Raw genomic sequence first — 25,444 nt, 5'->3', positions numbered from 1 at the left:
AGCAGTCACAGCGTTTTTAATCCACTCCCGGTCAAGGGGACGACGACGTCTTCGTCGTCCGCGAGCACTCCCGCATCGCGATACTGCTCGAGCGCCGCCGGGGCGACTGCGGACGTCGGTTCGACGTAGAATCCGTCGCGGTGGAGGCGGTCGAGTGCGCTCTCGATCGGGTCGTCCCCGAGGGCGATCGCGTCACCGCCCGTCGCGTCGATCGCCTCGAGAATCTCGTCCCCCCGTGCGGGGGTTGCGATCTCGATCCCGTCGGCGATTTCGGACTCGCCGTCGGACTCCCCGAATGGGTCCCCACCGACGCGTTCGACGATGGGGGCGTGGCCGGCGGCCTGTGCGCCGAGCAGTCGCGGGACGCCGTCGACGATGCCGGCTTCGTCGAGGAGGCGAAACCCCCTGTAGGCACCGAGAAATAACGTCCCGTGGCCGACCGGCAGGACGACCGCGTCGGGGATCGTCCAGTTACACTGAGCCGCAACTTCGAACGCGAAGGTCATCGTCCCCGCGTAGAAAGCGGGGTTCCAGGCGTGGCTCGCGTACCACCCGTCACCGGACTCGACCGCGTCGATACAGGCGTCGGTGACGTCCTGGCGACTACCGTCGATGCAGACGGGGCGGGCGTCGGCCCGCTGGATCGTCATCAGCTTCGACTGTTTGACGTCCGCCGGAACGTAGATGTCGGCCTCGAGGCCGGCCCGAGCCGCGTAGGTCGCGATCGACGCACCGGCGTTTCCGGAGGAGTCCTCAATCACCCGCTCGACGCCCAGTTCCACGGCTCGAGAGAGCGTCGTCGTCGCGCCGCGATCTTTGAACGAACCGGTCGGAAAGACGTACTCGAGTTTGAACCGTGCGTTCCAGTCGCCGGCTTCGACCATCGGGGTAAAGCCCTCGTGAAACGTTACGTGCTGTTCGATCGGGAGGAACTCGAAGAAGGTCCACAGACCGGCGCTGGTGTCGAGTCTGGACAGCGGTAGCGGATCGCCGCTGGGATAGGGTCGGTCGACGAACTCGAGGGGGTGGCCACAGCCACAGCGCCAGGGTTCGTCTGGACCCGCCTCGTACACCCGCTCACACGCCGGACAGACGAGATCCGACGGCATATCAGAACGAATCGACGTCCGTGCCGACCGAGCAGACGTACTCGCCGGTTGCGACCTGCGGGAGCCGGCGAGTTCGCCAGAGGATCCCGTCGCTGTCGGCGGTGACGGTCGCTTTCGATTCGCCAAACGGCGTCGTCACCTCGAACAGCTCCTCGTCGTGGGCCACCTGCTCGCCGAGGTCCCGTTTCATCGTCACGAGACCTCCGTTCGGCGCGCCGTACTGTTCGAACCCGTTCGCACGGGTCTGGCGGTTCAGATCGACCGTCCCCTCGAGAAACCCGTAGTGGGTGAGGACGTTGAAGACCCCCTCGACGCCCTTTCGAACGCTCGTTTCGTCCCAGCCGATACAGCCGCCGAGTTCGGGGTCGACCGTCGGAATCCCCTCGTCGGGTGCCGCTCGAGCGAGTTGTCCGTCGGGTCCCTTCTGGTCGAGGACGTAGCCACAGTCGAAGGCCTTCGCGAGTTCGAGACAGTCCTCGTAGAGGCGATGGCGTTTCCCACACCTCACCCGAACTTCGTCGATCATCCGGCTCGTCGAGCCCTGGTGGAGATCGAGGATCAGGTCGGCGCGGGTCGCGGCCTCGAACGTCGTTGCGGCGATGCGCTCGCTCGAGGTACCGTTCTCGGAGCCGGGATAGGCGCGGTTCATCTTCGTATCGTCGATCGGATTGCGGTGTTCGGCGACCTGAAACGCGTGGTAGTTGACGATCCCGACGATCAGAATCGTCCCGGAGAGTTCGGCGGGATCGAGTCGGGGAACGACTCGCTTGATGACGCCGACCCCGTTGAGTTCGTCGCCGTCGCTCGCCGCCTGCAGGTAGAGCGTCTTCCCCGGTTTCGCGCCGTTGATGACGGCGACGGGGAGCCCGAACGGGCTTCCATCCCGGGTCTCGCCGACCTCGAGACGGCCCGTGTCGATCTCGCCGGGTTCCGCGCTCGCCGTTCCGAGCGTCGTCATGTCACCCACGACGGACCGGTTGGTCTTTATACTGTCCTTTGTCGTTGCCGACGGCACGGGCCGTCGCCTCATCCAATGACGGCCATCGAACGTGTCGAACGGGGAGAACGACGGCGTTCATCGACGATCGGTACCGGTCACCCGTGCCGAGCGGGACTTCGGTCAGGCCCGGGTCCCGGGCGCCCCCGTCACTCGAAGTGGGCCTCGAGCAGCCGTTCGACGTACTTCGCGAGCACGTCGACCTCGAGGTGGATCGGATCGCCCGGCGCTTTCGCCGACAGCGTCGTCACGTCGTAGGTCGTCGGGACGATGGCGACGGTGACCCGCCGCTCCTCGAGATCCGCGACGGTGAGGCTGATCCCGTCGAGGGTGATCGACCCCTTCTCGACGACGTAGCGCTCGTACCCCTCGGGGAGTTCGAACTCGAAGAACCAGTCTTCGTCTACCGACTCGACGTCCGAGACGGTCGCCACCGCGTCGACGTGTCCCTGAACGACGTGGCCGTCGAATCGCCCCTCGGCCGGCATCGCCCGCTCGAGGTTGACCGCATCGCCCTCGGCCAACTCGTCGAGGTAGGTCCGGTCGACGGTTTCGCTCGCGAGAAACACCTCGAACCACGCCCCGTCCTCGTACCGTTCGACCGTGAGACACGCGCCGCTGACGCTTACGCTCTGTCCGTACTCGAGTCCCGTCGCGACCTCGTCGGCCCCGATCCGCAGTCGAAGCCCGTCCTCGCCGCGCTCCCGGCCGACGATTTCGCCGGTCTCCTCGACGATTCCCGTGAACATACTCGGTGGTGGCCGCCGAGGGATAAATCCGTTCCGAGTCGGGTACGCGTCACGGTTCTGTGATTCGGTGTTCTCGAACCGACGTCGCTGCGTTTTTGCCCCCTGGCTCGCTATCGGTAGTCGATGGCAGGCATCCTCGACACGATCAAACTCGCGGGCGTGCTCGTGCTCGCAATTCCAGCGGCCCTCGCCGGCCTCGAGTTTCTGCTCGTTCGCGGGGAGACGGTCACCGGGTCGGTTCTCATCGGCCTCGCGGTCGCACTCGTGCTCGTCCAGCGACGGCTCACGATGCCGACCGACGTTCCGGGACTGATCGCAAAACGGATCGGGTCCGCGGCGACGCCGGATACGAAATCCGAATCCGACGAGAACGAGTGAGACGGACTGCCCTGACGATGCCCCGCACAATCGCGAACGGTCTGGGGCTGTGCCGTAATGGCATATTGCTGACCGGGTGAGCCGTAACGGCGTAGAGCAGATCGGATGAACCGCGTTCGACCGGGCAGAAGCACCGCAATCCTATTTATCCGTGGATCCTGTCGGAACGCCCCGATGGTCGATGTCGATTGGGTGAGACGGTCCGTCTGGAACCGTATCAACACGTCGGGGAGACCGGTCGACCGCTCGAGCGAGAACAGGATCAAGCGGTGGATACTCTTCGACGGCAATCGCGAGCGAGTGGCGACCGCGTTACTCGCGGCCGTCTTTGGCGTGTTGCTCGTCATGGGAGGGATCTGGCCGATCGAGTATCAGGAACTGCTGAGCGAGACGACGATGATACAGACGGTGTTCAACACCCTGCTAAGCGGGACGATTCTGCTGGTTTCGATCGTAGTTTCGATCGCCGCCGTCGGCATCTCTCAGGAGCTCACCTCGTTGAGCGACCAGTTCGAACGGGTCGACACCACCATCGACTTCCAGAGTCAGATCGAAGATCACGGTATCGTCGACGTGAGCCCGGCGCGACCAGGGCAGTTCACCGCAGTCGTCCTTCGATCGATCAAGGAGCGAGCGGACGAACTCCAACGCCTCGAGGAGTCCGGGAGCGGGCCGTATCGAGACGAGGTCGATCGGCTCCGATCCGACATTCATGAAAACACGGAGGAGGTGCTGACGACGTTCGCACGGGTTCCAAGCGGTTCGACGGACGAACTGCTCACGGGGTTGAACTACGACTCCTCCTGGCAACTCTACCAGTCGCGGCGAATACTCACGGAGTACGGCGAACAGCTCACGAGCGAGGAGCGCGCGGTTATCGAGGACATCGTGGACACGCTCCATACGCTCATGGTCTGTCGGGAGTACTTCAAGACGCTCTACTACAAGCTCGAACTCTCGGACCTCTCGACGACGCTGCTGACGGTCTCGTTACCGATTATCGTCTTTATAACCTACGTGCTTCTCGCGCTCGACACGGGCATGTTCCCGGACGTTACGCTCCTCGGCTACACGCCGCTTACGGTGTTCATCAGTTTCGCGTACACCATTTCGCTCGCCCCGTACGCCGTCCTCACCTCGTACGTATTGCGCGCTGCGGCTGTAACCAAACGGACGCCCGAAGAGGGCCCGTTCGTGCTGGACGCGGATCGGGAGACGGCGTACGATACGAACGGTGGTCGCGAATCAGAGGACGATAGCGAGTGAGCCGCGTGGATCTGCGCAGTTCGAGACGGTATCGGCCAGTGTGTGATCCCCCGTCCGGGCCGGTTTCGTCGGTTTCACTCGTCTCCGAGACGAGCTACCACTGTGTATCGGTTCGACTGCAGCCGTTCGCGCTCGCGCGGCCCCTGTAGATTATCGTCACGATGCACCGGAAGTCCCGACCCGTACGGTCTACCGGAACCGACTGGCAGTTGACTCTATCTTTGAGCAGCGAGGAAATCCCGTCGTTCACGACGTCGACGAGAGCAGAGCTTTCGTTCGCACATCAGAACGCTTTGCGTTCTGCAGACGGGCGTGAATCAGCAGACACCGGCCGAAAAGTCGCCATCCGGAAGACGTCCGTCAGTCCCTCCCCGTGGGCGACGACCGCGACGGTGACTCGAGGGGGGGAAGATCTCACTCGAGGACGGTCGTCGGCTCGAGCGACCGCGAGGGTGCCTCGAGAACCGCCGCGCCGTCGGCGGTCTTCTCGATCGAATCGGCGATCCGAACCCATACACCGTCAGCGAGCCTGGTCGCAGCCTCGAGTCGGACGATCGTCCCCGGTTCGACGTCGTCACTCCCCTCGAGGGGACGTTCCGCCGTCTCGAGACCGAGGCCGGACACTCGCGTCTCGATCGGTCCGTCCTCGCCGAACGCCCGGATTTCGGCCTCGAGGTCGGCCTCGACGGCCGTGACGGATTCCGATCCGGCGGTGAGCATCGCTCGTGCGGACCGAAGCGCCTGCGTGACTGCGACGTGTGCGCGTCGTTCCCGCCCGCCGTCGGCGTCGACGACGAGCGTCCGGGCGAGCGCCCCGTGGTAGCCGGTCGGCTCCCGCGGTGCGACCTCGAGGACGATCGGCTCGCCGGGCCGAAGTTCGCCGGCGTCGGTGCCGGACTCGACGACCGTATTCCCGGCCGGATAGCCCCCGGCGGAAACGATTCCCTCGTCGATCGCGATCCGCAGGCGCTCGCGCGTCAGTTGCGTCTCCTCACGTCGAAGCCACCCGTCCTCGACCGTCGCCTCGGCGAGCGCCGACGCCGCGCGCCGGATCCCGGCGGCCGCCGCTCGCTGGGCGGTCGCGATTCGCTCGCGTTCGGTTGGCGCTTTCTTCGCCCGAGCGCGAGCGAGAACGTCCGTCGACGCGAGCGAGAACCCCTGTCGCTCGAGGAAGAGAGCTGCATCGTGTGGAATCCGCGCCGGCGTCAGCAGCGTCTCGCCCTCGAGGCGGTCGGCGAGTTCTCCCGCGAGTCGATCCGCGGGTGCGGAAGCCGGGAGTCCCGACTCGAGAGACCACCGATCGCCGTCGAACGCGATCGCAATCGCGAGACCGTCGGCCGCCTTCGACCTCGAGAGCGAGTCGGTCTCCAGCGACCCGGATGGCGAGTCGATCTGCCCCCACCTGGACCCCGAGTCGCCTTCGGCTGCGGCGGCCACACAGTACCGAAGGTCCGGGACACGGTTCGGTCCGGCGTGGACGAACGCCGTCCCGTCCCGAGCGTCGAGTTCCGCCTCGAGGAACTCCTCGAGTGTGCAATCACCGTCGTCCCGGCCTCCGGATCGGCCTGTAGAGCCCTCGGTCACGTCGTTTCGGTCCCGATCACGTCGCTCCGGCTTCGATCTCGTCGCCGTCTACGGCTTCGGGCTGTTGGGCCTGCTCGACCAGGTCCTCGAGGCTCGTGTCGGTGAGGCGGTTGTGCAGGAGAACGTCGATCGGGAGCGTCGGGGCGCCGTCGACGAGGTTCTCGAGGAGAACGAGCCGTTCGCGGGCTCGGGACATGCCGACGTAGAAGACGCGGCGTTCGTTGTCGGTGAGGACGGGAACGGGCGAGGTGGTTTTGGTGAACTCCTCGCAACCGGGGATCTCCGTCGGATCGTCGACGGTGGCGACCATCTGTTCGACGACCTTCTCGGTGAGATCCGTGGCGACGATGACGTGGTCTGCCTCACGACCCTTCGCGGAGTGGATCGTTCCGACGCGGATCTGGTCGGTATCCATCCCCTGGTACTCTCCGATCGCGAAGTACGAGCGGACGCTTTTCTTCTGGAAGTTGGTCACTTTCCGGACCATGTCGGCCGCGGAGGCCGGGCCGGGCATAAACGGCGCGTGGTCCTCGACGACCTGGCCGGGGATCATCAACTCCTGGAGGTCGTCGATGCCCGCTTCCTCCTGTCGCTCGTCGATGGTGTCGAAAAGGTCGTCGCGTTCGTTGCTCCCGAACGCCGACTCCTGGAGCATATCGGCGAGTCGACGGGCCTGCAGTCCGGTGACGTCCTCGCCGGCGTCGATCGCTTCGACCGCGCGGACGTACTGGGTAAGTCGGTCGGTCCACATCCGCTGGTCGGTCAACGACGTAAACGGCATGCCTTCAGTGATGAACTCGTCGATGAACTGGAACATCTGGTATCGCGCCCGGAACAGCACCATAATGGTGCCGTCGTCTTCGGCGAGTGACCGACGGACCATTCGGACGACGTCGAGCATCGAGGCGTTTCGGCGGGCCTCGACGGCACCGCCTTCTTTGCGTGGATTGAGGTCTTTGTCCTGTCGGTGATCGATGTGACGGATCTCCTGATTGACCGCGTTGAGGACGTTGGAGGGAAGTCGATAGGAGTTCGGCAGAATAACGTCGTCGTCGACGTCCTCGTCGAGCAAGAGCGCGGGGTCGGCACCCTGCCAGGAGTAGACGACCTGATCGTCGTCTCCGGCGATCAGCACTTGCTCCATGTGTGGTTTCCACTCCTCGTAAACGTCGTACTGGAGGGTCGTGATGTCCTGAAACTCGTCGATTACGAGGTAGTCCACGCTCGGGAGCAGCGACCGCTGTTTGACGCGCTCTAACATGTCGGCGAATCCGATCTTCCCCTGCTCGCCCTTGTAGGTGCGCCAGGCACGGATCGCCTCCGGAACGTCGATCCGATCGTCCGCGGCGGGCCAGGTCGGGGTGTACTTGTTCCCCTCCTGTGCGTTCGGATCGATCTCCGGTGGGAGACGAACCTCCTCGACGTTCCACTGGAAGGGAACGTCGTACCAGTCTGAAACCTCGCGGCGGGTCCGCTGGAGCCACTGGCTCGTCGCGATGATCTTGTTTCCGATCGTCGTCGACCGGGCGGTTCGACGTCCGGCACCGCTGTACTCGTCTTCGAACTCGAGACCGTACTCCTCGCAGAACTCCTCTTTGTCGGATTCACCGATGACGTCGCTTCGAGAGAGATCGAGCAGGTCGTAGGCCTTCGCGTGCATCGTACAGACGTTGCCCTGGAGCGCACGGGGGCTCTCGTCGAGTCGCTCGGCCAGTCGTTCACGAATTTCCTGTGCTGCGGCTCGCGTGTACGAAACGACGAGGATGTCCCGAAACGTAACGTCGTCCTGCTCTAAGATCTCTTCGACGTGGTCGAGAAGCGCCGTCGTCTTCCCGCTTCCCGGACCACCGAACAGCCGGGTCACCTTCGTCTCCGTAGTAGCCATTATAGCTGTTCAGGAGCGCGATACTCATAAGTGACGTGGGTTTTCGTCGATAGCTGTAGCCGATAAACAATAGCCTGACGGCTACCGATTGCGCGACGATTCGATGGCGGCCACAGATGGCCTTCGGCCGACTACTGACGTGAATCGGTGGGACCGGAACTGGAGGTGGTTCCGTCCTGCTTGTGTCCCGTACCGTCGGGGTCATACGGCCTCGAGTCTGCACGTCGACAGGTTCCCGAGGGTCTGCGGGTTCGTCCGGCCTCGGATTCGCGCGTCGGCGACTGGACCAGCGACTCGAGCGTCTACGGGTTTCGTGGTGATCGGGCGGATCGGACGTCGGCACCGTCGCGGATCTTGTCCTCACACTCCGGGCAAACGCGCGGTTCGCTAACGTCGCTTGGGGTGAATACGCGGGCGTAGGCGTCAGTGACGAAGGCCTCACAGTTCTGGCATTTCGGCAATCTCTCTCACCGTTGAGTTAGTGTCGTCCCAACCATTATAATTGTGTCGTGACCTCTGTGTAAAAATGAGTGAACAACGTCGTCGTCCGGACCTGCCGACGTCGAGTCGATCAGCACAACAAGCCGACGTCGGCAGTTTGCCGGCGGGAAAAGGCCGTCTGCAGTCCGGACACGTACTTGCTACGGCGTCGGTTCCCACCCGCAGACAGTACAGGTAGTCGCAGACGTCTCGTGGAGGCCGCCGCAGTCGGGACACTGTTTCTTGTTATACTCCCGTTCCCACCCGACTCGTTCTACTGTGTGGCCGTGGTCATCGAGAAATTGGTCAAAAACGTCGTCACCGGCACCGTTGGGTGAGGATGCCATAGGTATGCTGTCGCACACCACAGTATTAAATCGTTGGGTAGGCCGAAAGACTGCCGCAACCATGATAGAGGATAACACACTTCGTGTCGGCCGCGTCGCGACAGAACGGAGTCACCCCGACCCGCGGTCTTTTCTTGCTCTCGGCCCAACACGGTCCCATGAGCGACCTGCGCCTCGATGCGACGCAACTCGATCGGTACTCGAGACACGTGATCATGGACGAGATCGGTCCCGACGGACAGAAGCGGCTCCTCGAGGGAAGCGTGCTGGTCGTCGGCGCGGGGGGACTCGGATCGCCGGCGATCCAGTACCTCGCGGCGGCCGGCGTCGGTCGGCTAGGGATCGTCGACGACGACGTCGTCGAACGGTCGAACCTCCAGCGCCAGATCGTCCACGGGGACGCCGACGTCGGCCGATCAAAGGTCGAGAGCGCGGCCGACTACGTCGCGGCGCTGAACCCCGACGTCGACGTCGACACCTACGAGACGCGTCTCACCCCCGATACCGTCGGCGAACTGGTCGAGGAGTACGACGTCGTCCTCGACGCCAGCGACAACTTTCCGACCCGGTACCTGCTCAACGACCACTGCGTGCTGACCGGAACGGCGCTTTCCCACGGTGCGATCTACCGGTTCGAGGGACAGGTGACGACGTTCACGAACGACCGGAACGAGGACGCCGGCGACGAGGCGGCTGATCCCCCCTGTTACCGGTGTCTGTTCCCCGAAGCCCCGGAGCCGGGCACCGTTCCCGACTGTGCGACGACCGGCGTCCTCGGCGTCCTCCCCGGCACCGTCGGCTGCATCCAGGCCACGGAGGTCGTCAAGTACCTCCTCGAGAAGGGAGAGTCCCTCGAGGGACGCCTGCTCATGTACGACGCGATGGACATGAGCTTCGAGACGGTCGACGTGCTCGCGAACCCCGCGTGTCCGGTCTGTGGCGACGAGCCCGAGATCGAATCGATCGAGGACGCGAGTTACGAGGGGAGCTGTTCGCTGACTGCTGACTGAGACGGATTATCGTCGCCTCCCGGAGGGCTCGAAACCGGGCGTTCGACACTGTGTTTCGGTTCTTCAGCGGGAAACGATGAACTCCGACGATAATCCCTGTGAGACGGACGGTCGTAGTTCTTTACCGGTCGAAAGGAAACAGCGAGCGTCCCACGGGTCAGACGTTCCGCTGTACGAACCCGGACTGTCACGCCGACGCCGTCGCCAACGCCCGCTCAGTCGCACCGATTTCCGACTACCCCCATCGAACGACACCAGCCACGAGAGCGTCATCGGCTCGAGAACGTGAACCCACTCGACCCCCGAAAACCCTGTCCGACCCCGGTGAGTGCTGTGGCCGGGAGCGCGCCTCGAGCAACTGCGAGAGGCGCGCGACCCGGGGAAGGGCAGGCGAAACACCGGGTTCACCGCGAACGGCAACGCCGTGAGCGGGCCGACGACCGACCCAAAAGCCGCGCTGTGCGCGGCTGGCGGGGAGGGAGGAGTGCTTTTCATCGAAGTTTTCCCGAGTGCGGTCGCTCCGCGACCGCACGCAGAGGAAAAGTTCGGTTCTAGAAGAACTTGAACAGATCGTCCCGCTTTTGCTCGTGAAGGTGGTCGCGAACGGTCTCGTTCAGGGGGTCGATGGTTCCGTTCTTGGCCGAGATCGGTGCGATGGTCTCTTGCCACTGCTTCCACGGCGGCAGGAGTCCGAGCCGATCACAGAGGTCGTCCAGTCGCTCGTCGCGGTCGTCGACCTTGTCCATTTTGTTGACGGCGACGACGGTCGGAATCCCGAGATCGCGGAGGAAGTGAAACATCTCGACGTCGTAGGGGATCTCGTCGGGACCGGAGTGGCGGTCGATGATGTCGATAACGCTCTTGCCGTCGACGACGAGAATCGCGACGAGGACGTGCTCGGCGTACTCCTCCAAGTAGCGGACGATGTTCGTCTTGATCTGTTCGCGATGATCCTCGTGGACGCCGCTCATGAATCCGAATCCGGGAAGGTCGGTGATGACGAAGTCCTCGGGCCCCCAGTCGTAGTGGTTCGGTTCGCGGGTCACGCCGGGTTTCCCGCCGGTGTCGAAGCTGTGACCGGTCAACTCGCGCATGAGCGTCGACTTCCCGACGTTAGAGCGGCCGACTAGTGCGACTTCGGCCTCGCGGTCGGGACGTGTATCGAACATACCGGCCGTAGGACCGTCTCGAGGAAATATGTAGCGTCACGGCGAGAGGGGACTGTCCGTCGTTTCCGACGTGCCCTCGATGTTCACCGTGGATGACCGAAAGTTATGACCCCTCCCCGTCTCAGGGAGTGGTGTGCGGCTCGTACAGCTGACGGTTCCGACGGGCAGGCGGGAGACGATCCTCGAGACGCTGGACGATCGGGGGATCGACTACGTCGTGACCGACGAGGACAGCAATCGCGACTACACGGCGGTCGTCTACTTTCCGTTGCCGTCACCGGCGGTCGAAGGCGTCCTCGACGAACTCCAGGAGGCGGGGATCGACGACGACGCCTACACGGTCGTCGTCGACGCGGAGACGGTCGTTTCCCGTCGGTTCGAGGTGTTGCGCGAGGAGTACGAAAACGGCGACGTCGAATCCGATCGGATCTCGAGACAGGAGCTCCAGTCCGAAGCGGAGTCGTTGACGCCGACGTTCGCGGTGTACGCGATCATGACGGTAATCAGTTCGGTGGTCGCAACCGCCGGCCTCCTGCTCGACTCGCCGGCGGTCGTCGTCGGCTCGATGGTGATCGCACCGCTTATCGGACCGGCACTGGGTGCGAGCGTCGGGACGGTGATCGACGACGAGGACCTGTTCTTCGAGAGCGTTCTCTATCAGATCGTCGGGATCGTCCTCGCGATCGCGGCCGCGGCCGTCTTCGCCTGGATGGTCAGGGTGACGAACATCGTTCCGCCGGGGCTCGCGATCGGAGACGTCGACGAGATCTCCGAACGGCTCGCGCCGGATCTGCTCTCGCTTGTGATCGCACTGGGTGCCGGCGTCGCGGGGATCATCAGCATTGCAACCGGAACGTCGGTCGCGCTCGTCGGCGTCATGATCGCCGCAGCGTTAATCCCGCCGGCGGCGGCCGCCGGTATCGCCATCGCCTGGGGCCAGCCCTCGGCCGCGGTCGGTTCGACCGTCCTCGTACTGGTCAACGTCCTCTCGGTCAACCTCGCAGGGTTGCTCACGCTGTGGTACGCCGGCTACCGACCCGAGAACCTGTTCTCGCTCGGCCAGACCGAAGAACGCGTCCGCCGACGGGTCGTCGGGCTCGCGGTGATCGTCCTCGTCTTCGCCGTCTTCCTCGGCGCGATCACGTACTCCTCGTTTGCCGTCGCGACGTTCGAAGAAAACGCCCGCGGCGAGGCCGAACTCGTCCTCGAGGACGAGGAGTTCGCCCAGTATCAACTGCTCGAGTTCGAGGTCGTCATGGACCAGGAGTATCCGTTCCTCGGCCCCGAGCGGGTCGTCGTGACGATCGGCGGTCCACCGGGCGAACCGGCACCCGGACTCGCCGATACGTTACACGAGCGGATCAATCAGCACGCCGACGATCCCGTCGACGTCGAGATTAGGTATCTCGGTCTCGTCGAACGGGAGGATAACGGATAACGGCGGGGTGACCGCCGCCTGTCGGAGGCGGTACTGGCCCAGCCTGAACTGATGAGCGAAATCATGCGGTGTGGGCCGATTTCGCTCGTAATCGACGCTTGGATGGGAAGGACTAGAGGATGGACGATCCGTCGAACAGCGGTTCGTCGAGAACGTCATCGACGACCACGTCACCGATATCGTCGGGGACGATTGGCTCCGCTACTTCCTCGTGTTCGACTTCCGTAGCGACCGAGACGTCCTCGGATACCTGTTCGCTGACCGTCTCGACCGAGTCCTCGTACGACGTGTACTCTTCTGACGTTTCCTCGGCATCTACCGCCGCCCCGATGCCGGCAGTCATCGCAATCAGGACCGTCCCGACGATCACCGCCGCTGCGAGCCGTCGGCCGACTGATCTGTGGTTTGTATCGCGCATAGCTGATCTACCCATACCGGGCATCGACGTATCAATCCGCTCATCGATAAACCCGGGAACCGTTTTCCCGTCGAAGCTGATGTTTATCGGTGCAATTGTGAACTGGTCGCCGTCGGCACACGAGAACGACTCGAGCCGAGACGCGTAAGCCGTCACTGTCACGGTATAGTAACAACTGGAACTATTCACAAACTGATCGCACAGCTATCGTGCGATCAAGTGTGCATTGACTTCCAGTGGCTACTATAGGTTCAGCATAATTCGGTGGCGTACGGTAGTCAGTGCAATTCGGCACCTCACGGTCGGATCACCGCAATTCGGTGCCGACCCCGACTCTTCACGAACCGCGTTTCTCGAGGGCGTCTCGACCGGTCTGGATCTCGGGGTCCTGATATTGTCCGATTGGGTGGCGGGTCGTGCCCCCTCGGTGTATGCCATGTTACTTTCTGACTGGATTCAAATGTCCATATTGTTACCGAACGTGGATTGTGTCGGCGTCGCCGGATTCACTCCCGGTGGCCAAACCGAAGGTTTTCGATGCCCATCAGCGCGCTCCGCGTTCTGAGGACGTCGGTTTACGGCTGGATTCTCTCCGTGCAGAAAGAGAGCGTCCCAGCATGGCTGCCTGTTTAGTACACTCGAGCCGTAGACCCGATATGGACACGATCTTGCTCGTGGTGATCGTGGGGATTCCGCTGGCCTGGCACCTCGGCCTGACGGCGTTTACCTACTACGACGCCGGCCGCGTCGGACTCGAGCCGCCGCGCAAATGGGCGGCGATCACCTTCTGTATCCCGCTGTTCGGTTTTTTCATCTATCTCTTCGAGCGCAGCGAGCTATCGTACGATCCGGAAACCGATCCGTACAGGGGGCACAACTTCAACATTCATCCGTCTCGAGCCGACGACGCGCCGCTTCGTTCGCGCGGGGACGATCGAGAGCCACCGTCGGACCGGGCTGAGGACGACGAAAACCGGACCGATGGGTGAGTGCGGGACGACACGGAAAACTGGACTGAACCGGCAAACGGCGCGAGAGCGCAAGACGCGACGGACGGGAACCTCACATTCGGAGGGCGTAGACGATGACGAGCAAGCCGATAAGCTGGCTGAGTTCGGAGACGACGACGACCCCTTGCTCGGCAACCGGCGGCAGGTCGACCGCCGCGACGAGCGAAATCGCCACAGCGAAGGAGACGAACGGAACGGCGAGGAGGAGGATAAATCCGGTCGAGATGTACAGCATGGGCCGGCTCTCGTTGCGCCGGTACCCCCGGTACGCGATGTAGGCGATCACGAACCCGAGTATCCCCTTCAGGAGGTTGATCCCGAGCATCGCCAGTTCGAACTGATCGGCGCGAAACACCTCGCTGACCTGGAGCGGCGTCTCGAGCATCTTACATCCCCTCGATCAGACGTGTGAACCGATCGGCCATGTTCTCCTGTCGATCGATCCGGAAGTCGATGCCGTCGTCGTCTATCTCGACGACAATCCGCTCTAAGTTCGTCGCGTACACCGTGTGATGGTGTCCCCCCTCGGGATCCGGACGCGTCCGTTCGACGAGCAGATCACATCGTCGCAGATCCTCGAGCCGGCGGTACACTGTCGGTTTCGACGCGCCACACCGTTCGCTCAACGTGTTCGCTGACATAGGTTTCCGGTACGTTTCAGTAAGGATGCGCCGCGCCGTCTCGTCTTCGAGCAGGGCAGCGAGGTCCTCGAGACGCTCCTCACTCACGATGGGTACGTGCAGGGAGAGCGGATATAAAATCGTACCGACGACTTCACCCCCTGAAGCCGTGCTCGAGGCGCTTTGACGGTTCCGTGCGAGGGGACGAACGAGATGATCCGTTCACCCGCTCGCCGATCCGACCGGAGTCGGGCTATCGGTCGATCGGCGCTTTCGTCCGGCCTGCTGGCTGCAGTCGTCGTGTCGCTTCTGATCGCAGGCGTTTCTGGCCCGGTACTGGCTTCCGGCCCGGCCCTGGCCGCGGGTACCCCGACCGGAGCGCAGGAAACAGACGCTCCATCCGACGAAGTAGTGTTCGACGACCCCGAGGAACTCGAGGCGCTGGTCGACGAGGTGATGGCCGAAGAGATGGCCGACGGCGACGTTCCCGGCGCGACGGTCGCCGTCGTCGAGGGCGACGAGACGGTCCTCGCGAAGGGCTACGGCGAGGCGGACCTCGAGACGGGGGAACCGGTGCGGGCGAACGAGACGGCATTTATGACCGGTTCCGTGGGCAAACTCGTCACCTGGACCGCCGTGATGCAGGGCGTCGAGGACGGCACGCTCGACCTCGACGAGGACGTCAACACCTACCTCGAGGATTCGGCGGTCGAGATTCCGGAAACGTACGACGACCCCGTGACGCTGCGTCACCTCGGCACGCACACTGCCGGCTTCGACACGAGGCTCAACCCGGGGCTGGCCGACGATCCGGACGAGGTGACGTCGCTCGAGACGGCGCTGGTCGAAACCCAACCCGAGCGCGTCTCGCCACCGGGAGCGGAGCCCCGCTACTCGAACTGGGGGACGATGCTCGCCGGCCACGTCGTCGCCGAGGCCCACGACACCACGTTCGAGGAGTACGTCCAGTCCGAGGTGTTCGAGCCCCTCGAGATGGACCACAGTACGTTCGCCCAGCCAGTCCCCGAGGACCGTCCGGGGGAACTCGCGGCACCTCACGAGCCGACCGCAGACGGCGCCGAACGGGCCGACCGACTCTACATCAACTGGCGGCCGGCCGGCTCGATGAGCGCGACGTCGACCGACATGGCGACGTTCGCGAGCGCCCACCTCGGCGACGGTGCGGTCGGCGACGCCCGAATCCTCGAGCAGGAGACCGTCGAGACGATGCACGACGTCCACCACGAGCGCCACCCCGAGATCAACGACTGGCGCTACGGCTTCTACGAGTACGGCCCGCCGGAGGACGACCTGATCGCCCACTCGGGCGGGTTACTCCACGCGACGAGCAAACTCGTCCTCGCGCCGGAAGAGGACGTCGCCGTCTTCGTCAGCTACAACGTCCGGAACGAGGAGGCGTTACCGTCCGACGCCGCCGACAGGATTCTGACGGCGTACGACCTCACCTCGACAACAGACACACCCGAAGAAGCGTTCGGTGAAGACGACAACGCGGGCGAACGGGCGGACGCGGTCGCAGGCGAGTACGACCTTTCCCAAGTGCCGGACGACGGGCCCGAGCAGGCCCTCGGTGTCGTCACCCGGCTATCGGTCGACGCGGTCGGCGACGGCCGCCTCGAGAGCGACACGCTCGGGTTCGATGAACAGGAGTGGGTCGAAACCGAGCCGTACGTCTACCACGAGGTCGGCGGCGACGACGTCCTCGTGGCCGAGGTCGACGACGGCGAGGTCCAGACGCTCCACCTGAACAGCCTGCCGGTAGTCACGTTCCAGCCGGTCCCGCTCTCCGAGCGGACGCTCGTCGTGGGCGTCGCCGTCGGTGCCCCGCTCGTCGGCTTCGCCCTATCGGTCCTCGGGTGGGCCACCCTCGCGGTCTGGCGCGGCTGGCAGCGACGTCGAGTACGAGCGCGCGCCGAAGCGGACGCCGACGCCTCGATGACGATCCGAGACGGCCTCGCGTCACGACTCCGCAGTCGGTCGTGGCTCGCTCGAGCCGCCGGCGTCGGGCTCTGCGTCGTCTCGCTCTCGTTCGTCGGGCTGTTCCTCGCGGGGTTCGCCGCGGCGGGCGAAATGGCGTTCGTGACCATGCCGCTCTCGCTTCGCGTCGCGCTCGTGCTTCCGCCAGTCGTGGCGTTGCTCGCGGCCGCGACGGCCGTCGGAAGCGCTCTCGCGTGGTCCGACGGTGACTGGTCCGGTCGGGCGCGTCTCCACCAGACGGCGCTGGCCGTCCTCGGACTCGCGTTCGTCTGGGGACTGTTCCAGCTCGGTCTGCTGGGCCTCTGAGACGGCCCACTGTCCGTCGTTGCGGTGGGATCCGAGTCGAAAACGAGCGTCAGACGCGGCCGCTGGCGACGGGCGGCCGATCAGTCGTCGGCCGGGACACCGCTTTCGTCGCCGATCGCCGCGTCGGGGACCGTCCCGTCGTCGTTCCAGCCGCGTTCCTCGTAGTACTCCGAGAGTCCGTCGTCGAAGCCCGGGACCTCGTACGGAAGCCTGTCGTCGCCCCGGTCGAAGCCGCGCTGGTTGTTGAAGTGACGCTCGAGGGCGACGACCTCGCCGCCGATATCGAGCAACTCGTCGTACTCCGCGTCCAGAAGCGTCGAGAGACGCTCTTCGTCGACGAAGCTCCGGGAGAACTTACAGAGGACGGCGCTGTCCTTGATCGCGTTGACGTTCTCGAGTTCGACGATCTTCGGCGGCTTCTCCTCGAGGCCCTCCTTCTCGAACGCCTTCTCGGCGTCGACGAGGGGGTACTCGTACGGATAGAACTCGGCGTACATGTGGTCGGCTCCGCGATTCGACGTGGCGAACGCGAGCCCCTGTCCGTTCAACGTGCGCCCGTCGTGAGCGGAAAACTCCATGCCCTTGACCGACCAGTTCTCGACGCCGAGTTCGTCGTGGATCCGGTCTACCCCCTCCGCGAGCGTGTCGCCGATCCCCTCGCGGTAGGCGATCTTCTCGACCGTCTCGTGGATCAGTTCGGCGTTGCCGAACTCGTCTTCGCTCGCGAGGTAGGCCGCGACGACGTCGCCGGCCGAGATCGTGTCGAGGCCGAGTTCGTCACACAGCTTGTTCGACTTCATCACGTCGACGATGTCGTCGACCCCCGAGTTCGACCCGAACGCCATCAGCGTCTCGTACTCCGGGCCCTCCGTCTCGAGGCCCGACTCCTCGTCTCTGGTCGGCAGTTTGCAGGCGAACGCACAGGCCGAACACGTCCCCTTCTTGTACTTTTTCTCCTCGACGCGGTCGCCTTTGATGTCGTCGATGTGTTCGAAGGAAAGCTCCGAGAAGTACCGCGTCGGCAGGGCGTCGACGGTGTTTGCGTACTCCGCGACGGAGGTGGTCCCCTGACGTTTCATGACGTGATCCGACCGGCCGGCCTCGCCGTGGATCTCCATCTGGAGCGGCGGAATCTCGACGTCCCGGGTCGAGTCGCCGTCGAACGTGATCGCCTTGACCCCTTTCGCTCCCAGGACGGCACCCAGCCCGCCCCGGCCGAACGCCCGCTCTTCGGAGGTCATGATCGAGGCGTACCGCACCTCGTTCTCGCCGGCGGGACCGACGACGACCGTATGTTCGGACCCGAGGCCGTGTTCGTCCTCGACGTACGCACAGGTTTCGGAGACGGTTGCCTCCGCGAGATCCGGAACGGGCTCGAACTCGACGCCCTCGTCGGTGACGTGGACGACGACGAGTTCGTCGCTCGCGCCGGTGACCTCGACTGCGCTGTATCCAGTCCCGGTGAAGTTCCGCGAGAGGAAGCCACCGGCGTTCGAGGAGAGCAATCCGTCGGTCAGTGGCGAGAGCCCAGTCGCCGACATTCGGCCGGTGAAACTCATCGTCGAGTGCTGGAGCGGCCCCGTCGCGAAGTACAGTCGGTTTTCGGCACCCAGCGGATCGGCGTCGAAGGGGATCCGGTCGTGGGCGAGTCTGGTACCGAGCGCCCGTCCGCCGATCGAACGCTCGAGGACGTCGTCGATCTCCTCGCTCTCGGATCGATGCTCACCCAGGTCGATCGTGAGGAGTGGGCCGTGAACGTGTTTCATCGATCCAGTCTATAACCTGTATTCGCAAAATGGTACCGACACCGGAACCCCTCGTATCGAACGTGGGCTGACCTACCCCACAACAGTCCGGATCGGTGACGCTGGGAAACAGTTCTGACCAGTGACACCGGAAAACAGTTCGGATCAGTGACCAGCGAGCCGCTCACAGAAGTTTCGGACCAGCGTCGATCCGTCCTCGGTGAGGATGCTTTCGGGGTGAAACTGCACGCCGACGTGGGGTTTCTCGCGGTGGCGAACGGCCATCACGGTCCGTCGGTCGTCGGCCGTTCGAGCGGTCTCGACGAGCGTCGGCGGGAGATCCTCGCGACGAACCGCGAGGGAGTGATACCGGCCGGTTTCGAACGGATCCCTGACGCCGTCGAAGATCCCCGCTCCGTCGTGTGTGGTCTCCGAGGACTTTCCGTGGACGACCTCGTCGGCGTGGCCGACGGGAACTCCCTCGGCCGCACAGAGCGCCTGATGGCCGAGACAGACGCCGAGGGACGGGATTTCGGTCCGTTCGAAAATCGGGATCGAAACCCCGGCGTCCCGTGGCGTTCCGGGTCCGGGCGAGACGACGATACCGTCCGGCTCGAGTGTCCGAATCTCCTCGACGGTGATCTCGTCGTTCCGGCGGACGGCGACGTCCTCGGCGAACTCGCCGACGTACTGGACCAGAATGTACACGAACGAATCGTAGTTGTCGACGACGAGAATCATCGTCGTGACCCTCCGATGATCGTCCCATCGTCCACCTCGAGCGGTTCGTCGATCGCGTCGCCGATCGCATCGATCAACGCCCGGCCCTTGGCGAGGGTTTCGTTGTACTCCCGGTGTGGATCCGAGTCGTGGACGATCCCCGCACCGACCCGGAGGTGATACTCGTCACCGGTCCGCACGAGCGTTCTGATCGTCATGTTCACCGTCGCCCGCTCGTCGTAGCCGAACACGCCGATTCCGCCGGTGTACGGGCCGCGCCGGGTGTCTTCCAGTTCGTCGATGATCGCCATCGTCCGGGGCTTCGGAGCGCCCGTGATCGTCCCGCCCGGAAACACGGCTTCGACCGCGTCGGCGACGCTTTCCTCGTCACGAAGCGTCCCGGTGACGACCGAAACCGTGTGCATCACTTCCGAGTAGCGATCGACCCGGCGGAACTCCTCGACCGCCACCGTGCCGTAGGCCGCGACTTTTCCGAGGTCGTTTCGCTGGAGGTCGACCAGCATCGCGTGCTCCGCGCGCTCTTTCTCGCTCTCGAGGAGTTCCGTCTCGAGGCGTGCGTCCTCGAGTTCGGTTTCCCCTCGCGGCTGCGTTCCGGCGATCGGTTCGGTCCGTAGCCGATCGCCCTCGACGTCGAGCAGGAGTTCCGGACTGGCGCTGACGAGGTCCACGCCGGGAAACTCGAGCAGCGCGGAGTACGGTGCCGGGTTGGTCCGGCGCAGTCCACCGAACACCGTAACCGGGTGGACGACCGCGGGACCGACGAGTCGCTGAGAGACGTTCGCCTGAAACGTCTCCCCATCCCGAATGTACGCCTTCACGCGCCGGACGCGGTCCGCGTACTCCGGTTTCCCGCATTCGCTTTCGAACGTCGCGGTTCGTCGGTCGGACGGCGGATCGCCGACCCCGGGGCATCCGGAGACGGCCCGGTCGGCGAGGTCGAGTGCGTTTCGACGCGCGGTTTCGTAGCGCTCTTCAGGATCCGATTCGGGCGTGATCTCGGGACAGGACGTAATTCGAAGCGTCGTCGATCCGTCTCGAGGCTCTTCCCAGGCGGCGACGGTGTCGTACGTCGCGAGCTGTAGGCGGGGAAGTCCGCGGTCGTCGACGGTCGTCCCCGGAAGCGACTCGAGTTCGCGCGCGATATCGTAGGACAGCCAGCCGAACGCCCCACAGGGAAACGGGACGTCGACTTCGCCTCGAATCAGTTCGGTGTCCGTGAGCAGCCCCTCGAGCACCTCGAAACTGGTTCGATTGTCCGTCGACCATCGCGTTATCCAGTCGGCGGGCTCGACGCCGAAGTAACTCCACCCGTCGTCGCCGCCGGACGTCTCGAAGAAGACGCCGCCCCACCCATCTCGAGCCCGTCTGTACGCGAGAAACGGATCCGAGACGCGAACCCGAACTTCGACCGGGACGCGAGCGTTCGGCGGCGCGTCCTCGGCGAGCGAGCGAAACGCCTCGAGATCCGTACGGACGACGGGGTTCCCATCAGTCGACGTCATGGGTGACGCGAGCGCGTCGGATCGCCGCACTCGGAGACGGGTGAGACGGTTTACTGTCCGTCGTTTCCGGAGCGACCGAGCGACGTTCCGCGGCCTCGGGTACACAGTGACGGCAATCCGTCCGAAAGGCGTTCTTCGGGGATTGTCCCCGTTCGACGCTCGAGAACCGTCGACGGCGACGAGAAACTGCCTTCTGATGGCCATTTCCGCCTGCTGGTTGTCCGGACTCCTCGAGGCCACGGTCCACCGGGAGGGTCGCTGCTACGTCACTCATCACTGTTGTCCTGTGAACCTCGAGACAAATAAGAACCTTCCGACATTTAGACGATTGAAATAGCACGTAGCTCGATCGAATACCGGTTCCATCGTGAGGGTTCGATCGATTACCAGTTCCATCGTGACGGCTCGATCGAGATCGACACACCACTCGGTCCCGATCACGCCGCAGGAAGTGCGTTGTAGAGGGTCTGTAGCTGCTCGAGTGAGTGCTCGACCGAGATCATCTCGCGGCGGCGCAGACAGAGATCGCTCAGTCGTCGCTGGTCCGCCAGTGTCCGTTCGATCGTCTCATACGGTTTACTGTAAATCATTACCGGCGCACCCGCCGCCCGGGTCGCGGGTGCGCCGGTAAACAGTTACAGTAATCCGTATCACAGAGTGCGAAGACGTCCCCCGGTGGATAGTGATAGCCGGTTTCACCCTCGAGAACGGTATTCTTCAACGCGCCAGCATCAGCGGCGACGACAGGCGTTCCGCAGGCGTTCGCTTCGAGCGCGACGAGTCCTTGTGTTTCGATAGCAATCCGATCGACGGAATCGGGCTGTCGTGGTCCGGTCATCGATAGTACTCCCGGTAGCGCGGGATCGGCGATACCGTGGCAAATCTCGAGTGCAGGGACGAGCGGTTTCGTCCGACCGCTGCGGAATCGACCGCCGATCAGCACTGCTGGAGCGGGAATTGGCTGTTTCTTTCCGTACTATCCGTTATCCTACTGATCTCTCCGAAAGTCATATTCATACTGTCATTACTGCCAGGAATGGTCCAGCGTATCGGTGTCGATCATCTCATCTCGACCGAATTCACACACATCCCAAAATTTACTTGTTCAGAATTTATAGAATTCGTGTAATGTCCGGGGGAGTTGAGGGGGAGATCGAGAGGGTCACCACCCAGAGCGGAAATCACGGAGAGGGGGACTCGGTGTGGGCGACGGCGGACGTAGCGAACACCGGCACCACGAGCCACACGTATTTTGTGGGATACTCGGTTCACGGACCAGATGGTGGGATCTACGACAACAACAGTGGAACGGGGCAAACCGCCTCGTTGCAGCCTGGTGAATCCCATCGAGTGTACCTGGAGTGGATCGTGGAGTCGGACACGCCAGAGGGAACGTACGACGTACAGGTCGCGCTCTGGGAGGAAAGCGACCGCGACAACCTCTCCACTCGCCTCGACGACGAGTGGGACAACGGCGCTTTCGAGGTCGAAGAGGAGAAAGCGGAAATCGACGGCCAGGTGAACTGGATCAGTCCCAGAACCGGAACGTATACTCACGGCGATTCCGTCGAGACGACTGCGAACGTCGAAAATACGGGATCCTCGAGTCACACGTACTTCCTCGGCTATTCCGTCCACGGCCCGGATGGGGAGATCTACGACAACGACGACGGAACGGGGCGACCGGTCTCTCTTAGCGAGGGTGAGTCCCGGACCGTCGACCTGGAGTGGAAAGCGGAGTCAGACGCCCCGGACGGCGAATACGACGTACAGGTGGCGTTGTGGGAAGAAAGCGACCGCGACAACCTCTCCACTCGCCTCGACGACGTGAGGGAGTACGACGCCTTCGACGTCGTCGAGGCGGAAGAAGAGATCGACGGCCACATACACTGGATCAGTCCCGACAGCGGCGAATACACTCCAGGAAGTACCGTCGAGACGATTGCGAACGTCGGAAACACCGGGAACGCGAGTCACACGTACTTCCTCGGCTACTCCGTCCACGGCCCGGATGGAGAGATACACGACAACGACGAAACCACCGGGAAGACGATCTCGTTGCAACCGGGTGAGTCAACGGAGGTTACTCTGGAGTGGACCGTCGAGTCGGAAGTGACGACGGGACACTACGACACGCAGGTTGCGTTGTGGGAAGAAAACGATCGTGACGGACTCCGGACCCGACTCGACGAACAGTGGGAGTACGAAGCGCTCCGGATCGAAAACGACGCACCTGAAATCGAAGCGGAGATCATCGACATCGAAACCCCCGATGGAACGTATTCGGACGGTGACCCGGTCGTCACTACCGCCACTATTCTCAACACAGGGACGGAGGCCCACACGTTCTTTGCCGGGTATACCCTCCACGACAGCGATGGGAACGCGTACGATAACGACGGTGAGACCGGGCAGCCAGTCACGGTACACGCCGGCGAAGAGCTCGCTCTCGAGTTAGAGTGGCTGGTCGAAGACGACGGGAGAGACGGCGAGTACGACGTTCAAGTCACTCTCTGGGAAGAGAGTGATCGTGACGATCTATCGACCAGGATCGATGACGAGTGGTCCGAACACGCGTTCCAGGTTTCCTCCGGGGAATCCGTCAGGTATACTGTCGACGTCGAAGACGCAAGAGGATCACCGCTTGACGACGCTGCGGTTACTCTGCGACCAGTTGATGGGGGTGATGAGATCAAACGCACTTCGGCAGACGGGGTCACAACCTTCTCGGACATACCTTCAGGAGACTACGAGTTAACCGTCCGATCACCAGAGGTCAACCAGACGAAAGAAGTCGGGGTGTATGTCGATGAGACTCACTCCCGACACCGCGTCGTATTTGACCCGGCCCGGCCTGTTGTTGGCGCTGTTATCGACAGTGAGGGGGCGGCGCTGTTCGATACGATCGACGTCCAGTTTGGAGGCGTAGACGAAGTAGCCACCACGAACGCGATGGGTCTGTTCAAAACGTCCTCACGAATTCCGCTGGGTGTACATAACGTGGAAATCGATGCAGAGGCGAGTGGAACGTCGGTCGCCTTCGATTTCCAGCCCGGTCAGTTGCCGGTGTTCGATCCGATACCGTCCCTGACTATCGATCGAGACGACTATCCGCTGTCTCTGCTCGATGCGAACTCGTTCACGTCGCTGTATATGCAGTACGTCCGATCTACAAAAGAGTACGACAGCCAGCTTCTCGCTGCAGCCCACGGGTGCATCAAGGGGCTGCTCACCGGGTTTAGCGATTTCGTCGACGGAGTCACGAGTCTCAAAGACGTAATCGTGTCGCTCGCTACGATTGATCTGCGGGTCGTCTTCGACGGATTCCTCTCGCTGTTCTCCGATCTCCTCGGCAATCTACAAGCTGCAGCGGGGTACCTCGTCGCCGCACTCAAAGGGATTCCAGACAAATACTGGGAGACCGTCGACGGTCTCGTTGAAAAACAAGACGACGACAATCCACACCGTCGGCCGGACGACACGTACATGCCGTTTGCCGTCATGTGGTATCTGGGGTATTCGGCCGGCGGACTCATCATCGGCGGGGCGTTCGCGCGTCTCGGTTCGATCGGCCGTTCCATCCTCCAGAGAGCAGACCGCTTTGAAGAGGCAGTAGAAGCAGGTGCGCGGACCCTGCGGCGAGCCGACGAGCCAGACGGAGTCTCGCCCGGGTTGGTCGGGACCTTCCAGGACACCACGCCAGATTTCGGGCGGAGCGTCGACGATCTTCCACTTCGTGGTAGTTATCTCGACGTACAAATCGTCTCGAACACGATTACTGAAGCAGCAAAGAAGGGGGCCAGAGCCCACGACGTGGCTGAAACCTCGATCCAACCGCTTCTCACGGAGTTCGTCTTTTCAGCGTACTACAGAAATCATTGGCAGAGAGGAAAACACAGCCCAACCGACCCGGCAGCGGACAAGCGGGAGAACGGAAAAATCGTCCACGATATGAAGGGGAACGTAAACGAAGAACTCGTCGCCGCAAGCCTACTCAAAGGCAGTGGAACCAACCGCCTGAAGATAAACCGCAACGACCTCAGCCTCGAGGACCTGCAGGCAGACTACGTCTGGAACGAGTTTCAACCAGCCCAGTTGGGGAAAGGGGAGTCTGCACTGATCCAGAACTACAAACCCGATCGAGACATCGCCGACGGGTTCGAACTCGATTTCGTCCGCGTGACCAGACCCGACACCACAGACGGGGAGCCTGCCCTGCCGGTCGTCACTCACGTCCTCGAGCCGACGAGCGACAACAGAAAATCCGCAAATCCGTCCCGGGGAACTGGGAGCGAACGACTCAAGAAAGCGAGCCACATCAACGAAAAAGTTCCCCAGCTAATCGAACAGGGGTACGAGTTCCTTCCGGGCACCAACCTCCCGCTTTATCCGTCTTTAGCTAAGCGTGAAACCACGTGACAGCGACAGCTTATCGTGGATACTTTTCGGAAGGAATGAGGAGGTATCGAGTGTGCACAACGAAACCTCCTCATCTCGGATTATGCGTCGGCTCACTACATTGTTTCCCTCCGAGTTCCTCGAAGAGCACGCCGAGGAACTCGGCGTGGTCGAACGCGACCGCAAGCTCCAGATTCCCGCATTCGTCTGGGCATTCGTGTTCGGTTTCGCCGCAGGCGAAAGCCGAACACTCGCTGGCTTCAGACGCAGCTACAACTCGACAGCTGATGAGAC

At 63.1% G+C, this 25,444-nt stretch carries 24 protein-coding genes and 1 pseudogene; 8 read left to right on the top strand and 17 right to left on the bottom strand.

Features of this window, described 5'->3' with window-relative positions; translation table 11 throughout:
* Nucleotides 1-5 precede the first annotated feature (5 nt).
* The 3 genes from EA473_RS04485 to EA473_RS04475 form a co-directional block, all read right to left on the bottom strand.
* Nucleotides 6-1,109: a threonine synthase gene (locus EA473_RS04485; RefSeq protein WP_124194472.1), complete on the bottom strand. Its 1,104-nt coding sequence runs from the start codon at nucleotides 1,107-1,109 to the stop codon at nucleotides 6-8.
* 1 nt (nucleotide 1,110) lies between these two features.
* Nucleotides 1,111-2,067 carry a succinylglutamate desuccinylase/aspartoacylase family protein gene (locus tag EA473_RS04480; RefSeq protein WP_124194471.1) on the bottom strand — a complete coding sequence of 319 codons (957 nt, stop codon included), beginning with the start codon at nucleotides 2,065-2,067 and terminating at the stop codon, nucleotides 1,111-1,113.
* A gap of 188 nt (nucleotides 2,068-2,255) precedes the next feature.
* Complete coding sequence (locus EA473_RS04475; protein WP_124194470.1) at nucleotides 2,256-2,855, bottom strand: riboflavin synthase; 600 nt, start codon at nucleotides 2,853-2,855, stop codon at nucleotides 2,256-2,258.
* Nucleotides 2,856-2,978: 123 nt separating this feature from the next.
* On the opposite strand from EA473_RS04475, the gene EA473_RS04470 reads away from it, so the two are divergent.
* A complete protein-coding gene (locus EA473_RS04470; RefSeq protein ID WP_124194469.1) occupies nucleotides 2,979-3,233 on the top strand; it encodes a DUF7533 family protein in 255 nt (84 codons plus the stop codon).
* 174 nt (nucleotides 3,234-3,407) lie between these two features.
* Nucleotides 3,408-4,499 (top strand): hypothetical protein, encoded by a 1,092-nt coding sequence (locus EA473_RS04465; RefSeq protein ID WP_124194468.1) that lies wholly within the window; start codon nucleotides 3,408-3,410, stop codon nucleotides 4,497-4,499.
* A gap of 414 nt (nucleotides 4,500-4,913) precedes the next feature.
* On the opposite strand, the gene EA473_RS04460 is transcribed toward EA473_RS04465, so the two are convergent.
* From EA473_RS04460 to EA473_RS22705, 4 genes are all read right to left on the bottom strand, one after another.
* Entirely contained in the window at nucleotides 4,914-6,083 is a 1,170-nt protein-coding gene (locus EA473_RS04460) for a M24 family metallopeptidase (RefSeq protein WP_124194467.1), read from the bottom strand.
* Between the two features lie 16 nt (nucleotides 6,084-6,099).
* A complete protein-coding gene (locus EA473_RS04455; RefSeq protein WP_124194466.1) occupies nucleotides 6,100-7,968 on the bottom strand; it encodes a UvrD-helicase domain-containing protein in 1,869 nt (622 codons plus the stop codon).
* Nucleotides 7,969-8,270: 302 nt separating this feature from the next.
* Nucleotides 8,271-8,429 (bottom strand): DUF7563 family protein, encoded by a 159-nt coding sequence (locus tag EA473_RS23355; protein WP_449289210.1) that lies wholly within the window; start codon nucleotides 8,427-8,429, stop codon nucleotides 8,271-8,273.
* A gap of 180 nt (nucleotides 8,430-8,609) precedes the next feature.
* Complete coding sequence (locus EA473_RS22705; RefSeq protein WP_124194465.1) at nucleotides 8,610-8,795, bottom strand: HVO_0416 family zinc finger protein; 186 nt, start codon at nucleotides 8,793-8,795, stop codon at nucleotides 8,610-8,612.
* A 158-nt stretch (nucleotides 8,796-8,953) separates the two neighbouring features.
* Here EA473_RS22705 and ubaA point away from each other — a divergent pair, with 158 nt between their 5' ends.
* Entirely contained in the window at nucleotides 8,954-9,805 is an 852-nt protein-coding gene (gene ubaA / locus EA473_RS04445) for an SAMP-activating enzyme E1 (protein ID WP_124194464.1), read from the top strand.
* 551 nt (nucleotides 9,806-10,356) lie between these two features.
* On the opposite strand, the gene engB is transcribed toward ubaA, so the two are convergent.
* Nucleotides 10,357-10,974: a GTP-binding protein EngB gene (engB, locus tag EA473_RS04440; RefSeq protein WP_124194463.1), complete on the bottom strand. Its 618-nt coding sequence runs from the start codon at nucleotides 10,972-10,974 to the stop codon at nucleotides 10,357-10,359.
* Between the two features lie 133 nt (nucleotides 10,975-11,107).
* On the opposite strand from engB, the gene EA473_RS04435 reads away from it, so the two are divergent.
* Entirely contained in the window at nucleotides 11,108-12,412 is a 1,305-nt protein-coding gene (locus tag EA473_RS04435) for a TIGR00341 family protein (RefSeq protein WP_124194462.1), read from the top strand.
* A gap of 112 nt (nucleotides 12,413-12,524) precedes the next feature.
* On the opposite strand, the gene EA473_RS04430 is transcribed toward EA473_RS04435, so the two are convergent.
* Nucleotides 12,525-12,830, bottom strand: coding sequence for a hypothetical protein (locus EA473_RS04430; RefSeq protein ID WP_124194461.1), 306 nt, complete (start codon nucleotides 12,828-12,830; stop codon nucleotides 12,525-12,527).
* A gap of 656 nt (nucleotides 12,831-13,486) precedes the next feature.
* Between EA473_RS04430 and EA473_RS04425 the strand changes: the two genes are divergently transcribed.
* Nucleotides 13,487-13,819 carry a hypothetical protein gene (locus tag EA473_RS04425; protein ID WP_124194460.1) on the top strand — a complete coding sequence of 111 codons (333 nt, stop codon included), beginning with the start codon at nucleotides 13,487-13,489 and terminating at the stop codon, nucleotides 13,817-13,819.
* A gap of 73 nt (nucleotides 13,820-13,892) precedes the next feature.
* Here EA473_RS04425 and EA473_RS04420 read toward each other — a convergent pair whose 3' ends face one another.
* Together EA473_RS04420 and EA473_RS04415 are read right to left on the bottom strand one after the other, a co-directional pair.
* The gene (locus EA473_RS04420) at nucleotides 13,893-14,225 is read right to left on the bottom strand and encodes a DUF7521 family protein (protein ID WP_124194459.1); all 333 of its coding nucleotides are present in this window, start codon (nucleotides 14,223-14,225) and stop codon (nucleotides 13,893-13,895) included.
* A gap of 1 nt (nucleotide 14,226) precedes the next feature.
* Complete coding sequence (locus EA473_RS04415; RefSeq protein ID WP_124194458.1) at nucleotides 14,227-14,568, bottom strand: winged helix-turn-helix domain-containing protein; 342 nt, start codon at nucleotides 14,566-14,568, stop codon at nucleotides 14,227-14,229.
* Between the two features lie 105 nt (nucleotides 14,569-14,673).
* Between EA473_RS04415 and EA473_RS04410 the strand changes: the two genes are divergently transcribed.
* Entirely contained in the window at nucleotides 14,674-16,764 is a 2,091-nt protein-coding gene (locus tag EA473_RS04410) for a serine hydrolase domain-containing protein (protein ID WP_124194457.1), read from the top strand.
* A gap of 80 nt (nucleotides 16,765-16,844) precedes the next feature.
* Here EA473_RS04410 and EA473_RS04405 read toward each other — a convergent pair whose 3' ends face one another.
* The 6 genes from EA473_RS04405 to EA473_RS23190 all read right to left on the bottom strand — a co-directional run bounded on the left by EA473_RS04405 (nucleotide 16,845) and on the right by EA473_RS23190 (nucleotide 21,590).
* Nucleotides 16,845-18,530: an aldehyde ferredoxin oxidoreductase family protein gene (locus EA473_RS04405; RefSeq protein ID WP_124194456.1), complete on the bottom strand. Its 1,686-nt coding sequence runs from the start codon at nucleotides 18,528-18,530 to the stop codon at nucleotides 16,845-16,847.
* A gap of 144 nt (nucleotides 18,531-18,674) precedes the next feature.
* Complete coding sequence (locus EA473_RS04400; RefSeq protein ID WP_124194455.1) at nucleotides 18,675-19,250, bottom strand: anthranilate synthase component II; 576 nt, start codon at nucleotides 19,248-19,250, stop codon at nucleotides 18,675-18,677.
* Complete coding sequence (pabB, locus tag EA473_RS04395) at nucleotides 19,247-20,752, bottom strand: aminodeoxychorismate synthase, component I (protein ID WP_124194454.1); 1,506 nt, start codon at nucleotides 20,750-20,752, stop codon at nucleotides 19,247-19,249. The genes EA473_RS04400 and pabB overlap by 4 nt, the downstream gene beginning before the upstream one ends.
* Entirely contained in the window at nucleotides 20,739-21,026 is a 288-nt protein-coding gene (locus EA473_RS04390; protein WP_124194453.1) for a hypothetical protein, read from the bottom strand. The genes pabB and EA473_RS04390 overlap by 14 nt, the downstream gene beginning before the upstream one ends.
* Before the next feature lie 163 nt (nucleotides 21,027-21,189).
* On the bottom strand, nucleotides 21,190-21,342 hold the full coding sequence (locus EA473_RS23195) for a hypothetical protein (RefSeq protein ID WP_207890140.1): 153 nt from the start codon (nucleotides 21,340-21,342) through the stop codon (nucleotides 21,190-21,192).
* Nucleotides 21,342-21,590 (bottom strand): glycosyltransferase, encoded by a 249-nt coding sequence (locus EA473_RS23190; protein ID WP_394341295.1) that lies wholly within the window; start codon nucleotides 21,588-21,590, stop codon nucleotides 21,342-21,344. The genes EA473_RS23195 and EA473_RS23190 overlap by 1 nt, the downstream gene beginning before the upstream one ends.
* A gap of 290 nt (nucleotides 21,591-21,880) precedes the next feature.
* On the opposite strand from EA473_RS23190, the gene EA473_RS04375 reads away from it, so the two are divergent.
* Complete coding sequence (locus EA473_RS04375; RefSeq protein WP_124194452.1) at nucleotides 21,881-25,171, top strand: hypothetical protein; 3,291 nt, start codon at nucleotides 21,881-21,883, stop codon at nucleotides 25,169-25,171.
* Between the two features lie 82 nt (nucleotides 25,172-25,253).
* Nucleotides 25,254-25,444 (top strand): annotated as a pseudogene (locus EA473_RS04370) (IS4 family transposase); the annotation flags it as partial.

This window comes from Natrarchaeobius chitinivorans (assembly GCF_003841505.1).
Lineage (GTDB): Archaea > Halobacteriota > Halobacteria > Halobacteriales > Natrialbaceae > Natrarchaeobius > Natrarchaeobius chitinivorans.
The sequence above is the reverse complement of the archived record's forward strand: the minus strand, read 5'-3'. Positions and strand labels throughout refer to the sequence as shown.

Excerpts from the sequence above, each read along its gene's own strand:
- EA473_RS04405 (WP_124194456.1), bottom strand. The coding sequence starts at position 18,530 with ATGAAACACGTTCACGGCCCACTCCTCACGATCGACCTGGGTGAGCAT.
- EA473_RS04400 (WP_124194455.1), bottom strand. The coding sequence starts at position 19,250 with ATGATTCTCGTCGTCGACAACTACGATTCGTTCGTGTACATTCTGGTC.
- EA473_RS04430 (WP_124194461.1), bottom strand. The coding sequence starts at position 12,830 with ATGCGCGATACAAACCACAGATCAGTCGGCCGACGGCTCGCAGCGGCG.
- EA473_RS04470 (WP_124194469.1), top strand. The coding sequence starts at position 2,979 with ATGGCAGGCATCCTCGACACGATCAAACTCGCGGGCGTGCTCGTGCTC.
- engB (WP_124194463.1), bottom strand. The coding sequence starts at position 10,974 with ATGTTCGATACACGTCCCGACCGCGAGGCCGAAGTCGCACTAGTCGGC.
- EA473_RS23190 (WP_394341295.1), bottom strand. The coding sequence starts at position 21,590 with ATGACCGGACCACGACAGCCCGATTCCGTCGATCGGATTGCTATCGAA.
- EA473_RS04425 (WP_124194460.1), top strand. The coding sequence starts at position 13,487 with ATGGACACGATCTTGCTCGTGGTGATCGTGGGGATTCCGCTGGCCTGG.
- EA473_RS04465 (WP_124194468.1), top strand. The coding sequence starts at position 3,408 with ATGGTCGATGTCGATTGGGTGAGACGGTCCGTCTGGAACCGTATCAAC.
- EA473_RS04455 (WP_124194466.1), bottom strand. The coding sequence starts at position 7,968 with ATGGCTACTACGGAGACGAAGGTGACCCGGCTGTTCGGTGGTCCGGGA.
- EA473_RS04375 (WP_124194452.1), top strand. The coding sequence starts at position 21,881 with ATGTCCGGGGGAGTTGAGGGGGAGATCGAGAGGGTCACCACCCAGAGC.
- EA473_RS04480 (WP_124194471.1), bottom strand. The coding sequence starts at position 2,067 with ATGACGACGCTCGGAACGGCGAGCGCGGAACCCGGCGAGATCGACACG.
- EA473_RS04475 (WP_124194470.1), bottom strand. The coding sequence starts at position 2,855 with ATGTTCACGGGAATCGTCGAGGAGACCGGCGAAATCGTCGGCCGGGAG.
- ubaA (WP_124194464.1), top strand. The coding sequence starts at position 8,954 with ATGAGCGACCTGCGCCTCGATGCGACGCAACTCGATCGGTACTCGAGA.
- EA473_RS04485 (WP_124194472.1), bottom strand. The coding sequence starts at position 1,109 with ATGCCGTCGGATCTCGTCTGTCCGGCGTGTGAGCGGGTGTACGAGGCG.
- EA473_RS22705 (WP_124194465.1), bottom strand. The coding sequence starts at position 8,795 with ATGGCATCCTCACCCAACGGTGCCGGTGACGACGTTTTTGACCAATTT.
- EA473_RS04420 (WP_124194459.1), bottom strand. The coding sequence starts at position 14,225 with ATGCTCGAGACGCCGCTCCAGGTCAGCGAGGTGTTTCGCGCCGATCAG.
- EA473_RS04410 (WP_124194457.1), top strand. The coding sequence starts at position 14,674 with ATGATCCGTTCACCCGCTCGCCGATCCGACCGGAGTCGGGCTATCGGT.
- EA473_RS04390 (WP_124194453.1), bottom strand. The coding sequence starts at position 21,026 with ATGAGTGACGTAGCAGCGACCCTCCCGGTGGACCGTGGCCTCGAGGAG.
- pabB (WP_124194454.1), bottom strand. The coding sequence starts at position 20,752 with ATGACGTCGACTGATGGGAACCCCGTCGTCCGTACGGATCTCGAGGCG.
- EA473_RS23195 (WP_207890140.1), bottom strand. The coding sequence starts at position 21,342 with ATGATTTACAGTAAACCGTATGAGACGATCGAACGGACACTGGCGGAC.